This is a genomic window from Streptomyces sp. NPDC001941 (assembly GCF_040296945.1).
Taxonomy (GTDB): domain Bacteria; phylum Actinomycetota; class Actinomycetes; order Streptomycetales; family Streptomycetaceae; genus Streptomyces.
On record NZ_JBEOYE010000033.1, the window covers coordinates 1 to 16,693 of the forward strand.

At 74.5% G+C, this 16,693-nt stretch carries 4 protein-coding genes and 1 pseudogene; all 5 read right to left on the reverse strand.

Annotated features, from left to right (window positions below; all coding sequences use genetic code 11):
* Nucleotides 1–91: 91 nt before the first annotated feature.
* On the reverse strand, nucleotides 92–919 hold the full coding sequence (locus tag ABT160_RS22260; protein WP_351649466.1) for a 4'-phosphopantetheinyl transferase family protein: 828 nt from the start codon (nucleotides 917–919) through the stop codon (nucleotides 92–94).
* A 26-nt stretch (nucleotides 920–945) separates the two neighbouring features.
* Nucleotides 946–2,679 carry an acyl-CoA dehydrogenase family protein gene (locus ABT160_RS22265; RefSeq protein ID WP_351649467.1) on the reverse strand — a complete coding sequence of 578 codons (1,734 nt, stop codon included), beginning with the start codon at nucleotides 2,677–2,679 and terminating at the stop codon, nucleotides 946–948.
* 437 nt (nucleotides 2,680–3,116) lie between these two features.
* Nucleotides 3,117–3,326: a DUF5302 domain-containing protein gene (locus tag ABT160_RS22270; protein WP_351649468.1), complete on the reverse strand. Its 210-nt coding sequence runs from the start codon at nucleotides 3,324–3,326 to the stop codon at nucleotides 3,117–3,119.
* Between the two features lie 58 nt (nucleotides 3,327–3,384).
* Nucleotides 3,385–4,887: an MFS transporter gene (locus tag ABT160_RS22275; protein ID WP_351649469.1), complete on the reverse strand. Its 1,503-nt coding sequence runs from the start codon at nucleotides 4,885–4,887 to the stop codon at nucleotides 3,385–3,387.
* Between the two features lie 76 nt (nucleotides 4,888–4,963).
* Nucleotides 4,964–16,687, reverse strand: a pseudogene (locus ABT160_RS22280) (SDR family NAD(P)-dependent oxidoreductase); the annotation flags it as partial.
* Nucleotides 16,688–16,693 lie beyond the last annotated feature (6 nt).

A 16,693-nucleotide genomic window follows, 5' to 3' on the forward strand; every position in this document is an offset into this window, starting at 1 on the left:
ACAAACGCGACTACATATTCCACGGCACCCTGGCCACCGCAGCCCTCATCATCTGGCTCCGGGACCTCGCCAAAGAGCCATCAGACACGCCCTAGTCCAGCAACTCCGCCACCGCCCCCATGAACCCCTCGTCCAGCATCGTGCGCGCCGCCGTGTCGCGGGAGGCGTCCAGGCCCGCGTCGTGGCAGGCCACGCTGATCAGGTAGCGGCCGAGGACCGTGTGGGTGGAGAACGCCCACTCGTCGCGGGCCGCCGGGCGGCCGTCCGGGGCGAGCAGGCCGCTGTTCTCGACGCCGAAGCCGAACTCGCTGAAGCCCAGCCGCAGTCCCTGGCCGAGCGCCTTGGTGTAGGCCTCCTTCAGGGTCCACAGCCGCAGCAGTTCGGCCGCCTGGCGGTCGGCGGGCAGGCCGGCCAGTTCCGCGCGCTCGGCGGGGGTGCAGACGTGGTCGTTGAGCAGGTCGAACGACATGTGGCGGCCCGCCGGTTCGGTGTCCACGCCGATCCGGCCGTTGCGGCTCACCCCGACGGCGATCAGGTCGTCGGTGTGGGTGAGGCTGATGTCCACCTGGTCCAGGCCGCGCAGGTAGGGCCGTCCGCCGATCTTGTACGCGAGGTCCAGCTCGGCCGGGTCGGTGTGCAGCGCGGCGGCGGCGGTGAACTTGGTGGCCAGCCGGGACGCGACGAAGCGGTAGCGGATCGTCGCGTCTGCGGTGCGCCGGTAGCGCTGCCAGTCGCGGCCGAGCAGCGGCCGCAGGGACGGGTCGGCCACCGCCGCCGAGAGCCACTCGCCCCAGGTGGTGTGGACGACCGCGTTGCCGTTGCGGTCCATGGCCTCGCGCACCCGTTCCCAGGGCGCGGCGGGTCCGCTGACGTGGATCGGCTCGCTGATGCGGCCGGCGTCGACCCGGAGGTCCGTCACCTTCCCGCCTCCTTCGCTTCGGACGGTCACTGGGCGAGTGCCACGGCGTCGAGGTCGCAGCTGCGGCCGGAGCGGTAGCGGCGTACCAGCTCCTCGAGGATCCCCTCGTGGGTGCCGTCGGGCAGGTCGGGCACCGGGATGCCGAGCCGCATCCCCATCCGCCCCAGGGCGCGCACGGCCCAGGCCGGGTCGGCGAGGAACGAGGCGTTGCCCGACTGGTTCTCCCAGACCGCGAGCACCGCCGCCGCGCCGACCACCAGGCTGTAGCGGTCGCTGAGCACGATGACGGCCGGGTCGGGGGCGCCCCGGGCGGGGATCGCCCGGCACTCCTCGCGCAGGGCCCGCAGCTCGGTGGCGAACGCCTCGGCGAGCGCGGCCAGGGCGCCGATCTGCCCGCCGACGCCCCGCGAGGCGGCGAGCCGGGAGGCCGAGCCGAGCAGCGAGGCGGCCATGAAGTCGCCGCCGCCCGCGATGCCGAGCAGCCGGTAGTCGAGGTCGGGGACGTCCGCCTCCAGGCGGAACAGTTCCGGCGGCGGCTCCTCCTCGGCGAACCACGAGCGCTCGGCCAGGCCGCGCAGCTGCGGCACGATCACCGCCTGGCAGGCGGCGCTGCCCGCGTGCCCGAGCCCGGCCACCGGCAGGTCGCGCACCAGCTTGTCCAGCGCGCCGAACTCGGCGCTCTCGTAGTCGAATCCGCGCGCGCCGAGCACGGTGGCCAGCTCGTCCAGGTCCTCCCGCAGCAGGTTGGGCACCACGTACTTCACGGCCGCGGCGAACACGTGCGCGCGGTCGGGCAGCAGGCTCAGGGCGCGCAGCACGACGGTGGACATCGCGTCGCAGGCGAGCAGGTCGGCGAAGACGCCGGTGAGCTGCTTGTGCCAGCGCTTGGCGACGGTGGAGCGGCCGGTCAGCGCGGCCCGTACGGCGGAGTGCAGCACGGTGTCGACGGCCGCGGTGACGACGCCGCAGATCAGGCTGCGGTTGACCTGGAAGGTGCGCAGGGCCAGGGCGACGCCCTCGCCGGAGCGGCCCACCAGCGCGTCGGCGGGCACCGGGTGGCCGGTGAACTCCAGGCCGGAGAAGAGCGCCCCGCGCATGCCGGGCGTCGCCACCCGGGGCAGCTGGCGCACGGTCTCCGCGTCGTCCGCGTCGAGCAGCAGCACCGAGTGGCTGCGCGGGGTGCGGGCGTCGTCGGTGCGGGCCCACACCACCCGGGCGTCCGCGCGCTCCGCGTTGATGATGACGTCCTTGCGGCCGTCCAGCCGGTAGCCCCCGGGCACGTGGGCGGCGGTGAACTCGTGGCGCAGGATGGCGTTGGCGTGGGCCAGCTCGTGGTGCAGGATCGTGGCCCGCCCGCCGCCGGTCATCAGCTCCGCGAGCCGGCGCCGCTGCTCGGGCGTGCCGGCGGCCCACACGGGTCCGGCGCCGAAGAGCGAGGTGATCCCGTACCCGAAGCCGAGGGCCACGTCGCGCCGGAAGACCGGGCGCAGCACGCGGGCCAGCAGGTCGGCCCGGGTGAGCCGGCCGCCGTACTCGGCGGGCACGAACTCGGCGGCCAGGCCCGCGCCGTCGAGCAGCGCCTCGGTGGCGCGCGGCACGGACCGCTGGTCGTCCGCGCCGAACAGCGTGGCGAGGCCGTGCGGGTTGGCGGGGTCGTACGGGTCGCCGAGGCTCGCCTCCAGGCGCGCGGCGCGGACGCGCGCGTCGGCCCCGCGCGGCCCGTGGGGTGCGCGCGGTGCGGCGCCGGTCGTGGCGGTCACGGTCTGTTCCCTGGTCACAGGACCTCTACCTCTCTCGCGCCCATGTGCACGACCTTCGCGCCGTCGGCTCGGGGTGCGCTGGAGCGGGGCTCGACACGCGGTCCACGACCACGGTCGTCGCGCGGCGGTGCGGACGGCTCCGGAGCAGGTGGGACGGCCGGGGCGGGGCGGCGCGGGGCGCGGAGTGGATTCCTCCGTGGCCGGGGGTGCCCCGGGTCGGCAGTACGTCCCGAGCACGCCCCCGGCGTTCCCGTACCGCTCCCCGAGCGGCCCTCGACCGGGGCGCGAGGGCGTCCGTACGGGGACGGGGGCGCGAACTCGTGCGTCACTGCTTGTACGACGCAGCGGGCGCCCCCGCGCGAAAAGGCCGCCCCGGCCCCCCGGACGAGGGGGCCGCGGCGGCCTCGGGCGTCCGGGGAGCGCGGGCTCCCCGCGCGTCACCCGGTCTTGCGGCGGAAGTAGCGCTTCTGCCCGGCCGGGCCGCTCATGTTCTTGACGCGCATGCGGCCCTCCTCGTGCGCGGACTTGGCGCGGGTGGAGTTGCGCTTGCGCTCCAGCGCCTCGCGGAACTTCTCGCGCGCGCTGTCCTCGGAGCCCTCGGCGTTGACGGCGTTGTTGGTGTTGTCGCTCTGCGGGGTGTCGGTCATGCATGCCTCCGTAGGTGGTCGGGTGGCCCTCAGGGGCCGGGAGGTGGGAAGGGGCGGGTCAGGCCGGGTCGGGGACCAGTGACTCGCCGCGGGCCTCGGCGCCCGATGACGACGCGGTGGCCTCGGGGGCCGGCTTCTTGCCCGGCAGGAGCGGGCTGAGCGCGGCCACGAGCAGGAAGACGCCGACGTTGTACCAGAGGGTCGCGGCGGTGGCGTCGCTGAAGCGCTCGGCGCGGGAGCCGGTGCCGGAGTCGGCGAGGCTGAAGAAGATCACGCCGACGACCGCGATGCCCGCGGCCGTGCCGAACTGGATGAGGGCGTTGACCACGCCGGAGCCGGCGCCCGCGTCCTGCGGCGGGACGTCGCCGAGGACGACGTTGGTCAGGATCGGCGAGCACAGGCCCATGCCGAGGCCGACGACGAGCTCCGCACCGGCCAGGTGCAGCCAGGTGACGTCCGCGCCCTCGGTGCGGGTGAACACGATCATCAGCGCGGTGCCCAGGGCCATGATGCCGGTGCCCAGCGCCACGAACGCGCGGCCGTTGGCGGTGCCCTTGCGCCAGGCGATCTGGAAGGTGGCCATGATGCCGATCGGGAAGGCGACGGTCACCAGCGCGGTGCGCAGCGCGGACCACTCCAGGCCGAGCTGCATCTGGTAGGTCAGCACCAGGAAGAACGAGGTGATGCCGGAGAAGGCCAACATGACGACGAAGACGCCGGCGGTGAAGGAGCGCTGCTTGAACAGGGTGGGGGGAACGAGCGCGGAGCCGTCCTTGGCGTGCCGCTTGCGCTGGTACAGGGCGAACGGGACCAGGAGCACCAGGGCGACGGCCATCATCACGAACATCCAGGCGGGCCAGCCCTGTTCGCGGCCCTGGACCAGGGGGAACATCAGGCCGATGGCGGCGATCGTGATCAGTGCGACGCCGGGGACGTCCACGCGCGGGGACGCCTCGGACTTGCTCTCGGTGAGCACCAGGGAGGCCAGGACCACGGCCAGGATGCCGAACGGGACGTTGATCAGGAAGATCGTGCGCCAGCCCAGGCCGAACAGGTCGAGGTCGGTGAGCAGGCCGCCGAGCAGCGGGCCGCTGACGCCGCCGAGGCCGAGGACCGCGCCCATCATCGAGAAGGCGACGACCCACTCCTTCTGCTCGAAGGTCGTCATGATGACCGACATGACCTGCGGCACCATCAGCGCGGCCATCAGGCCCTGGGCAAGACGCCCGCCGACCAGCACGCCCGGGGTCGCGGCGACGCCGCAGACCACCGAGGCGAGCGTGAAGCCGACCACGCCGCCGATGAACAGCCGCTTGCGGCCGAAGATGTCGCCGAGGCGGCCGCCGGTGATCAGGAACACGGCGAACGCGAGGGCGTAGCCCGCCAGCGTCCACTGGGCGGTGGCGAAGTCGGCGCCCAGGTCGTTCTGGATGCTGGGCAGCGCCACCGTGACGATCGTCGAGTCGACGTTGTCGAGGAAGGCCGCGAGGAGGACGACGGCGAGGGCCACCCACTTGCGGCGCGAGGGCGCCTGGGTCTGTGCGGTCTCTGGCGTGGTCACGTGATCAACTCCCGTGTGGAACGGTCTATTCGGGTGGGGGGTGCGTGGTCGTGGGGCGGGCGCGCGGGGACGGGGGTCACAGGGTGCCGAGCACGGCGTCGAGGGCCTTGTCCATCTCCTCGGCCGTGAGCTCCTCGGCGGCCTGCAGCGCTCCGGCGGCGTCGGCGGGGGCCGGCGCCTGGTCGTGCCGGGCGAGTTCGAGCAGCCGGTCGAGCAGGCCGCTCTGGCGCAGTCGTTCGGGCGTGACGCGGGCCAGCGCCCACTGGGCCGCCTGTGCCGGGTCCTGGGGCGGGGCGTCCTCGCCGGACGGCTCCTCGAACGAGAGCTTCCCGTGCAGGAAGTCCGCGATCGCCCGGGGCGTGGGGTAGTCGAAGGCCAGCGTGCTGGGCACGGCGACCTGGGTGTACTTCTCGATGCGGTTCTTCAGCTCGACCGCCATCAGCGAGTCCCAGCCGAACTCGCGCATCGGCTTGTCCAGCGGTACGTCCCCGCTGCCGGAGAGCCCCAGGACGGCGGTGACCTCCTGCTGCACGAACTTGCGCAGCGCGGCGGCGCGCTCGTCGTCGGGCAGGCCCGCGAGCCGGTCACGGAACGCCGACGCCTGCTCGGCGGACTGTCCGGCCTGCTTGGGCCGGGGTCGGACCAGCACCCGCAGCAGCGCGGGCAGCTGGTCCTCGCCGGCCCGCTGGAGCGCGGCCAGGTCGAGCTTGGCGGGCACCAGGTGCGCCTCGGGGCGGGCGAGGGCCGCGTCGAGGAGCGCCAGGCCCTCGTCGGCGGACATCGCCCGGGCGCCCTGGCGGCGCATCCGGGCCAGTTCGGCCTCGCCGAGCGCGGCCGTCATGCCGGAGCCGCCCTGGGCCCACAGGCCCCAGGCGAGGCTGGTGGCGGCCAGGCCGTGCTTGTGGCGGTGCGCGGCGAGGGCGTCCAGGAAGGCGTTGGCGGCGCCGTAGTTGCCCTGCCCCGGCGAGCCGAAGGTGCCGGCGACCGAGGAGAACAGGACGAACGCGGCCAGGTCGAGGTCCCGGGTCAGCTCGTGCAGGTGCCGGGCCCCGGTGAGCTTGGGGGCGAGCACCCGCTCGAAGCGCTCGGCGCTCTGGTTGCGCACCACGCCGTCGTCGAGGACGGCCGCCAGGTGCACCACGCCCGTCAGCGGGTGCTCGCGGCCCGCCTCGGCGACGGCCGCCGCGGCCTCCTCGTGCCGGGAGACGTCGCAGGCCAGGATCCGTACGGAGGCGGCGCCCGCGGCGCGCAGCTCCTCGGCGAGCTCGCCGGACCCGGCCGCCGCCGGGCCCTGACGTGACGTCAGGACCAGGTGGCTCACGCCGTGTTCGGCGACCAGCCGGTGCGCGACCCGGCGGCCGAGCTCGCCCGTGCCGCCGGTGACGAGGACCGTGCCGTCCGGGTCGAGCGCCCTGGGCACGGTGAGCACCAGCTTGCCGGTGTGCCGGCCGGAGGCCATGTAGCGGAAGGCCGCGGGCGCCTCGCGCACGTCGTACGAGAGGTGCGGCAGCGGCGCGATCGTGCCGTCCGCGAGCAGCCCGGACAGCTCGGTGAGCATCCGGTGCAGGTGCGCGGGCTCCAGCGACATCAGGTCGAAGGCGCTGTAGACGACCCCGGGGTGGGCGGCGGCGACCTCGTCCGCGTCGCGGACGTCGGTCTTGCCCATCTCCAGGAACCGGCCGCCGCGCGGCAGCAGCCGCAGCGACGCGTCGGTGAACTCACCGGCCAGCGAGTTGAGCACCACGTCGACGCCGGACCCGCCGGTCGCCGCGAGCCACGCCTCCTCGAACGCGGTGTCGCGCGAGGACGCGATCCGGTCCTCGGCGAGCCCCAGGGCCCGCAGGGTGCCCCACTTGGCGCGGCTGGCCGTGCCGTACACCTCGGCGCCCAGGTGGCGCGCCAGCTGCACCGCGGCCATGCCGACGCCGCCCGCCGCCGCGTGCACCAGGACCTTCTCGCCCGCCCGCAGCCCGCCCAGCTCGGTCAGCCCGTAGTAGGCGGTCAGGAAGGCCAGCGGGATCGTGGCGCCCTGCTCGTACGTCAGCGCCTCCGGCAGCCGCGCCATCAGGTGCCCGTCGCCGCGCGCCTCGGTGCCGAACGCGCCCAGGGCCAGGCCCATGGCCCGGTCGCCGGGCCGCAGGTGGGTGACGCCCGGGCCGGTCTCCAGGACCACGCCCGCGAACTCCAGGCCCAGCTTGGGCGTGGCGACCATGCCGAGCGCGTTCAGGACGTCGCGGAAGTTCATGCCCGCCGCGCGCACCGCGACGCGCACCTCGTGCTCGCCCAGCGGCTCGGCGCCGTCCACCGGCACCAGCTCCAGGCTGTCGATGCTGCCCTTCTCCCGGATGTCCAGGTGCCAGGGGCCCGGCCGGGCGGGCGGGTTGAGCGTGCCGCCGCCCTTGGCCGCCGCCCGCACCAGGCGCGGCGCGTACGCGGCCGTACCGCGCACCGCGAGCTCCGGCTCGCCCTCCAGGGCCAGCGCGCCCGCGAGCAGCCCGGGCAGGGTCCCCGGCTCCGGCTCCGCGCCGTCCAGGTCGACCAGGCGCACCACCCGCTCCGGGTGCTCGCCGCGCAGCGCCCGGACCAGGCCCCACAGCGGCGCGTGCGCCAGGTCGCCGACCGCGTCCTCGGACCGGGCCGCGACCGCGTCCCTGGTCACCCAGACGAGCTCCGCCTGCGCCAGCCGTTCGTCGGCCAGCAGCTCCTGGACCAGGGACAGTTCCGCGAGTACGGCGTCGTGCGCGCCCGCTCCGCCGGCGCCGGTCGCGGTGGCCGCCGACGTACGGTCGAGGACGATGCGGCGCGGTGCTCCGCCGGCCCCGGGCAGCGCGCCCGGGCCGTCGAAGCGCTCCACGCCCAGGGCCCCGGCCAGCTCGTCCCCGGCGCCGAGCACGACCGTGCCGGGCGCCACCGAGGCGCCCTCGGGCAGGTTCACCGGCTGGAAGTCCACCCGGTACAGGTGGTCGGCGGCGGACGGCGCGGTCACCCGCAGCTGATCCGCGCCCGCCTCCTGCACCTGGAGCCCCGCCGCGTGCACCACGGGCTCGCCGGCCGGGTCGGTGGCGAGCACGGTGACCGCGCGGCCGCCGGAGCCCTCGCCGCCGGTCAGCTCGACCCGCACGCGCAGTTCGGTGCTGCCCGTCGCGTACAGGGCCACGTCCGTCCAGGCGAACGGCAGCAGGACCGTGCCCTCGGGCCGCTCCCCCGTGTCCAGGCCCGCCAGCACGTGCAGCGCCGCGTCGAGCAGCGCCGGGTGCACCCCGAAGCCCTCCACCCGGGCGTGCTCCGCCTCGGGCAGCACGACGCGCCCGTAGGCCACCGTGCCGCGCCGGGCGAGGCCGGTCAGGCCGCGGAAGGCGGGCCCGTACTCCAGGCCCTGGCCGCCCAGGGACTCGTAGAACCCCTCGACCGGCAGGGCCTCGGCCCCGGTCACCGGCCAGGCGCCGGAGTCGGCGAGCACTGCCGCACCCGGCCGTCCCGCGCCGTCCGCGAGCCGCCCGGCCGCGTGCTGCGTCCAGGTGCCCGCGTCGGCGGCGGACTCGGGCTGGCTGTGGATGCCCAGCGCCCGCCGCCCCTCGTCGTCCGGGGCGCCCACCCGCACCTGGAGGCGCACCGGGGAGTCCTCGGTGAGCACCAGGGGCTGGGCCAGCGTGAGTTCGGCGACCGATCCGGCGCCGACGGTGCGGGCGGCGGCGAGCGCCAGGTCGAGCAGACCGGTGCCGGGCACCAGGACCGTGCCGAAGACGGCGTGGTCGCGCAGCCAGGCGTGCTCGGCCAGCGAGAGCCGCCCGGACAGCAGGTGCCCCTCGCCGTCGGCCAGCGTCACCACCGCGCCCAGCCACGGGTGTTCGGCGGGCACCAGGCCCGACTGGCGCGCGTCGCCCTTGCCGGAGCGGGCGGGCTCCAGCCAGAAGCGGTCGCGCTGGAAGGCGTAGGTCGGCAGGTCCACCGGGGAGCCGCCGTCCAGGACCCGGTCCCAGGCGACGGCCTCGCCCGCCACGTGCAGGGCGCCCAGCGCCTGGACCAGGGTGCGCACCTCGTCGACGGGCTCGTCGGGGGTGCGGGAGGTGCGCTGGGAGGCGGTGAAGGACGCCGCGCCCTCGACGCAGGCGGCCCCCATGGCGGACAGCACACCGGCCGGGCCGACCTCCAAGTACCGTACTGCGCCGCCCTGTTCAAGGGTGCGCACCGCGTCCACGAACCGCACCGCGTCCCGGACCTGGCGCACCCAGTACGCCGGGTCGGTCAGCTCCTCGGTCGCCCAGGTGCCGGTCACCGTGGACACCAGCGGGATCTCCGGCGCCCGGAAGGCGCACCCGGCGGCCACCTCCGCGTACGCGCCGAGCATGGCGTCCATGTGCGGCGAGTGGAACGCGTGCGACACCTCCAGGCGCCGCGTGCGCCGCCCCTCGGCGGCGAAGTGCGCCACCACGGCCTCCACGGCGGTGGTGTCGCCGCTGACCACGGTCTGCGCGGGCCCGTTCAGGCCCGCCACGGACACCCGCCCGGACAGCACCGCGAGGACCTCGGCCTCCGAGGCTTCCACGGACGCCATCGCGCCGCCGCGCTCGCACGCCTGCATCAGGCGCCCGCGGGCGGCGACGAGCCGGGCCGCGTCGGCCAGGTCGAGCACCCCGGCCACGTGCGCCGCCGCCAGCTCGCCGATCGAGTGGCCGGCGACCGCCGACGGGACGACGCCCCACGCCTGCCACTGCCGGAACAGCGCCACCTCGACGGCGAAGAGCCCCGGCTGGGTGAACTCGGTCTCGTGGACGAGCACCGCGTCCGGACTGTCGCCGGGCGCGAGCAGCACGTCGCCCAGCGGCCGCGACAGGTGCGGGTCCAGGGCCGCCACGACCTCGTCGAAGGCCTGCCGGAAGACCGGCAGGGCGGCGTACAACTGGCGCCCCATGCCGATGCGCTGGCTGCCCTGCCCGGTGAACAGCACCGCGAGGTCGCCCGCGACCGCCTGCCCCTCGGCCGCACCGGCGGGCACCCGGCCCCCGGCGAGCGCGCCCAGGGCGTCGGCCGCCTCGGCGACGGTGGCGGCGGTGACGGCCGCGCGGCGCTCGAAGTGCGTACGGTGCAGCGCCGCCGTCGCCGCGACGTCGGCCAGGCGTACGTCACGTCCCGACAGCCACCGCGCCCAGCGCCCGGCCTGCTCGCGCACCGCCTCCTCGCTCTGGCCGGACACCGGCAGGACGAACGGACCGCCCGCTTCGGCGGGGGCCGACGGCGCGGGGAGGGCCCGCGGCGCCTCTTCGAGGACCAGGTGGGCGTTGGTGCCGCTCAGGCCGAAGGAGGAGACGCCGGCCCGGCGCACCCGGCCCTCACCACGGGCCCACGGGCGGGACTCGGCGAGCAGTTCGAGGCCGCTGCCGTCCCACACGACGTGCGGGCTGGGCTGGTCCGCGTACAGCGTCTTGGGAAGCGTCTCGTGCTGGAGGGCGAGGACCATCTTCATCACGCCCGCCACACCGGCCGCCGCCTGGGCGTGCCCGATGTTGGACTTCGACGAACCGAGGTACAGCGGCCGGTCGGCCGCGCGCTCCGGGCCGAACACCTCGGCCAGCGCGCCCGCCTCGATCGGGTCGCCCAGCGGCGTACCCGTACCGTGCGCCTCGACCGCGTCGATGTCGGCGGGGGTGAGCCGCGCGGCCTCCAACGCCTCCTGGATGACGCGCTGTTGGGACGGACCGTTCGGGGCGGTGAGGCCCTGGCTGCGGCCGTCCTGGTTCACCGCAGAGCCGCGCATCACCGCGAGGACCCGGTCTCCGTCGCGCTCCGCCTCGGACAGGCGCTTGAGCACGAGCACGCCGACACCGTCCGACCACCCGGCGCCGTCGGCCTGGGCCGAGAAGGACTTGCAGCGTCCGTCCGGGGCCATGCCCTTCAGACGGCTGAACTCCACGAACAGGCGCGGGGTGCTCATGACGGTGACACCACCGACGAGCGCGAGCTCGCACTCGCCCTGGCGCAGGGCGGACGCCGCGAGGTGCATCGCGACCAGCGAGGACGAGCAGGCCGTGTCGATGGTGACCGCCGGACCCTGCAGCCCGAGGGCGTACGACACCCGCCCGGACACCACGCTGGACGCGTTGCCGGTGCTGACGTACCCGTCGAAGGCGTCCAGGTCGCGGCCCTGCTCGCCGTAGTCCGAACTCATCGTGCCCAGGTAGACGCCGGTCCGGCTCTCGCTCAGCGCCCCGGGCCTGATGCCCGCGCGCTCCAGCGCCTCCCACGACGCTTCGAGCACGAGCCGCTGCTGCGGGTCCATCGACAGGGCCTCGCGCTGCGAGATCCCGAAGAAGGCGGCGTCGAAGTCCTCGGCGTCCCGGATGAAGCCGCCCTCGCGGGCGTAGCTCTTGCCGACCGCCTCCGGGTCCGGGTCGTAGACGCCCAAGTGGTCCCAGCGGGGCGGCAGTTCGCTGATCGCGTCGACGCCGTCGGCGAGCAGCGACCAGTACTCGTCGGGCGTGGTGACGCCGCCGGGGAGGCGGCAGGCCATCGAGATGATGGCGATCGGGTCGTCGGAGGGGGACGTGCTGTTCTTGCGGACGCGGCGCGCGTTGCCGCCCTTGCCGTTCTTCGTGGCGGCGGAGGGGGCGAGCTTGTCCAGGAGCAGCGAGGCGATGGCGGTCGGCGTCGGGTAGTCGAAGGCCAGCGTCGAGGGCAGCGCCAGACCCGTCTCCGACGACAGCCGACGGCGCAGCTCGACGGCCATCAGCGAGTCGATGCCGAGGTCCTTAAGGACCTGGTCCTTGCTGATCGCGTCGGCCGAGGCCATCCCGAGCACCGTGGCCGCCTCACGCTGCACCACCCGCACCAACGAACCGAGGCGCTCCCCCTCCGGCAGGGCCGCGAGGTGGTCCTGGAGGCCGCCGGAGGCCGCGGGCGTGTCGGCGGCGTTGCGGCGACGGGCGCGCACGAGCCCCCGGAAGAGCGCGGGCAGGGGCGCCGCGTCGTCGGTGGCCCGCTGGAGCGCGGTGAGGTCGAGGCGTACGGGGACGTGGTGCGGGTCCGCGTCCACGAGCGCCGCGTCCAGGGCCTTCAGCGCCTGTGCGTGGCCGAGGGGGGCGACCCCCTGGCGGCGCATGCGGGAGAGCTCCGCCTGGCCGAGGGTGGCGGTGAGCCCGGTGCCGGTCTGCTGCCACAGGCCCCAGGACAGGCTGGTCGCGGGGAGACCGTGCGTACGCCGGTGGGCGGCGAGGGCGTCGAGGTAGGCGTTGGCGGCAGCGTAGTTCGACTGCCCGGCACCACCCAGGACACCGGCGGCGGACGAGAACAGCACGAACGCGCCCAGATCCAGACCCAGTTCGAGGCTCAGCTCGTGCAGATGGGTCGCACCCTGTGCCTTCGGACCCCACACGTGCGCCAGACGCTCACGCGTCTGCGACGTCACCAGACCGTCGTCGAGCGTCGCCGCCAGATGGAACACACCCGTCCACGGACGCGCACTCGACGTCAGCAACGCACGCAGCGCGTCACGGTCAGTGGTGTCACACGCCTCGATACGAACCGACTCCGCACCCGCTTCAGTGAGGGTGGAAATGAGGTCGTCGGCGCCCGGAGCGTCCATGCCCCGGCGGGAGGTCAGGACCAGGTGACGAACCTGGTGCGTACGGACCAGATGGGTGGCCAGAGCCGTCCCCAGCTCACCCGTACCACCGGTCAGCAGGACCACGCCCTCCGGTGCGAAGAGCGAGTCCCCGGACGGAGGGGCGATCGCGGTACGCGTCAGCCGCGCGACCCGCACCTCTCCCCCGCGTACCACCGTCTCCGGCTCCCCGGCCAGGAGGTCGGGAAGCTCGGTGGTGGAGTCCAGGTCGGTCAGGCGCAGGTCCCGCTCCGGGAACTCGGCGCGCACCGCGCGCACCAGGCCCCACAGCGGCGCGTGCGCGAGATCGGTGACACCGTCCCCGGCGTCCACCGCACCCCGCGTCACCCACTGCACGACGGTGCGTTCGAGGCGCGGCTCGGCGAGGAGCGCCTGTACGAGGGCGAGGGCGTCGGCCGTCGTGCCGAAGGCGTCCTCGGCCGCGTCCGTGGCGTCCACGACGAGTCGGCCGGGCGCTTCGGCGCCCTCCCCCAGGGCCTCCAGGGCCGCGTACAGCGCGTCCCAGTCCGCGAAGGACTCCCCGTCCAGGGCGCGGGCCAGACCGCCCGTGCCACCGAGCACCCAGGCGTCGCCGTCGGGCTCGCTCTGCGGCGCGCGCGGGGCCTGGAAGTCGACGCGGTAGAGGTGGTCCACGGACTCGCCCGCCCGGACCTGCTCGGCGGAGGCCTCGCGGATCCGCAGGCCCCGCGCGCGGAGGACCGGGCGGCCCGAGGCGTCCGCGACGGTGAGTTCGAGGTGCTCGCCGGTGGTGGAGTCCAGGGCGGTGCGTACGCGGAGTTCGGTGGCCCCGGACGCGTACAGCTCCACGCCCGTCCACTCGAAGGGCAGGAAGACCTGGGTGTCCCCGGCCTCCCGTACGCCCATGAGGGTGTGCAGCGCGGCGTCGAGCAGGGCGGGGTGGACGCCGAAGCCGTCGGTCCTCAGCGCCTCGGGGACGCGGACGGTTCCGTACGCGGTGCTGCCCTTGCGCCAGAGCGCCTTGAGTCCCTGGAACGCGGGGCCGTAGGACAGGCCGCGCGTCTCGAACGCCTCGTAGAAACCGTCGAGTGCGACGTCCTCGGTGCCGGCCGGGGGCCACTGGTCGGCGAGGTCCGCGAACGGGGCGTCGTCGGGCGCGGCGACCGCGTCCGACAGCTCACCCGTCGCGTGCTGCCGCCAAGGAGCGTCCTCGGGCGCGTCCTCGGGGCGGCTGTAGACGGTGACGGCGCGGCGGCCCTCGGCGCCCGCGCCGCCGACCACGACCTGGAGGCGGACGGCGCCGTCCTCCGGCAGGACGAGCGGGGCGAGCAGCGTGAGCTCGTCGACCTGCGCGGCGCCCACGTGGTGCGCGGCGGCCAGGGCCAGGTCGAGGAGGCCGGTGCCGGGGACCAGGACGGTCCCGAACGCGGCGTGCTCGGCCAGCCACGGCTGCTCGGCGAGCGAGAGGCGTCCGGTGAGCAGGTGGCCCTCGCCGTCGGCGAGGCCGAGCGCGGCGCCGAGCCACGGGTGGTCGGAGACTTCGAGGCCGACCGAACGCACGTCGCCCGAGGTGGTGGGGGTGTCGAGCCAGTAGTGCTCGCGCTGGAAGGCGTAGGTGGGCAGGTCCGGTACGAGTACGTCGGCGGTGGCGCCGAGGACCTTGTCCCAGGCTATGACGTGGCCCTGCGCGTGCAACAGGCCGAGGTTGCGCAGGAGTTGCGCCTCACTGCCATGCTGACGAGCAAGGGAGCCGACGACGATGCCGCCACGGTCGGCGCTGCCGTCGGTGAGCGGCATGGACAGCACCGGGTGCGCGGAGATCTCGACGAAGACCGTGTGGTTGTCGGTCAGGAGCTTGTCCAAGGCACGGTCGAAACGGACGGGCGCGCGAAGGTTGCGGCACCAGTAGGCGCCGTCCAGGTCGGTGCCGTTCGCGATCTCACCCGTCACGGTGGAGTAGAACGCGATGTCCGTGGCGGTGGGCGTGATGGAGGTGAAGTTCTCCGCGAGAGCGGGGAGCAGCGGATCCATCTGGGCGTTGTGGGACGCGTAGTCGACATTGATCTTGCGTGCGTACACGTCCTGCTCTTGCAGGCGGCTGACCAGCTCGTCCAGCTCGGCGGCCTGACCCGAGATCACCGTCGAGCCGGCCGTGTTCACGGCGGCGACGGACAGGGCTTCGCCGTAGGGGGCGATGAACTCCTCGACCTGCGCCAACGGGCGCTCGATCAGGGCCATACCTCCCTGACCAGCGCACGCGAGAACGGCCTGCGAACGCTGGGCGACGATCTGCGAGCCCTGCTCCAGAGTGAGAGCACCGCTCACCACACCAGCAACAACCTCGCCCTGCGAGTGACCGACGACGGCAGCAGGTTCAATCCCGAGGGACCGCCAGTGCGCGGACAGCGCGACACCCATCGCGAACAACGCGGGCTGCACGACATCCACCCGGTCGAACGGCGGATGATCGCCCTCAAGACCAGCGACCACCTCACGCACCGACCACCCGGTGAACGGCCTCAACGCCGCATCGCACGCGTCAATCGTCTCCGCGAACACCGAGCTGCTGGACAGCAGCTCACGCCCCATCCCGACCCACTGCGAACCCTGGCCCGGGTAGACGAACACCACCTTCCCGCGACGCTCAGACCGCCCCGAGACCACGGCATCATGCGCCGCGCCCTCACCCACCGCACGCAACCCCTCCACGAGCCCAGCCAGGTCCGAGGCGACGACACTCGCCCGGTGCTCGAAGTGCGTACGGTGACGGGCCGCCGTCACCGCCACATCAGGCAGCCGTACGTCATCACGCCCCGACAGCCACTCCGCCCACCGCCCCGCCTGCTCCCGCAGCGCCTCACCGGACTGACCCGACACCACCACCGGCAGCGGTCCTTCGACGGACTGCGCCTGCATCGGCGTCTCCGCCACCGGCGGCTCCTCCACCACCACATGCGCGTTCGTCCCGCTCAGCCCGAACGAGGACACACCCGCACGCCGCACCCGACCCTCACCACGGGCGCCACGGACCCAGGCACGCTCCTCGCCCAGCAGTTCGAGACCGCTGCCCTCCCACTGGATGTGCGGGCTGGGCTCCTCGGCGTGCAGGGTCTTCGGCAGGCTCTCGTGCTGGAGTGCGAGCACCATCTTCATCACGCCGATGACACCCGCCGCCGCCTGCGCGTGCCCGATGTTCGACTTCGACGAGCCCAGGTACAGCGGCCTGTCAGCCGTCCGCTCCGGGCCGAACACCTCGGCCAGCGCGCCCGCCTCGATCGGGTCGCCCAGCGGCGTACCCGTACCGTGCGCCTCGACCGCGTCGATGTCGGCGGGGGTGAGCCGCGCGGCCTCCAACGCGTCGTGGATGACGCGCTGCTGGGACGGGCCGTTGGGGGCGGTGAGGCCCTGGCTGCGGCCGTCCTGGTTCACCGCCGAACCCCGGATCACGGCGAGGATCTGGTCCCCGTCGCGCTGGGCGGCCGACAGGCGCTTGAGCAGCAGTACGCCCGCGCCCTCGGCCCAGCCCGCGCCGTCCGCGTCGGCGGAGAAGGACTTGCAGCGGCCGTCCGCCGCCATGCCCTTCAGACGGCTGAACTCCACGAAGAGGGCGGGGGTGCTCATGACGGTCACACCGCCGGCCAGGGCCATCTCGCACTCGCCCGAGCGCAGGGCCTGCACGGCCAGGTGCACGGAGACGAGGGAGGAGGAGCAGGCGGTGTCGACGGTGACCGCGGGGCCCTGGAGGCCCAGGGTGTAGGAGACGCGGCCGGAGACGACGCTGGAGGCGTTGCCCGTACTGACGTAACCGTCCAGGGCGTTCAGGTCGGCGCCCTGCTGGTTGCCGTAGTCGGAGCTCATGGTGCCCAGGTAGACACCGGTGCGGCTGCGGCTCAGGGACTCGGGCGGTATCCCGGCGCGCTCCAGCGCCTCCCACGACGCTTCGAGCACGAGCCGCTGCTGCGGGTCCATCGACAGGGCCTCGCGAGGCGAGATCCCGAAGAAGGGCGCGTCGAAGCCCTCGACGCCGTCGATGAAGCCGCCCTCGCGGGCGTAGCTCTTGCCCACGGCCTCGGGGTCGGGGTCGTACACGCCCAGGCTGTTCCACCGCGACGGCAGGCCGCCGACGGCGTCGCCTCCGGAGGACAGCAGGTCCCAGAACGCCTCGGGGGTGTCGATCCCGCCGGGCAGGCGGCACGCCATGGAGACGACGGCGATCGGCTCGGTGCGCGC

Excerpts from the sequence above, each read along its gene's own strand:
- ABT160_RS22270 (WP_351649468.1), bottom strand. The coding sequence starts at position 3,326 with ATGACCGACACCCCGCAGAGCGACAACACCAACAACGCCGTCAACGCC.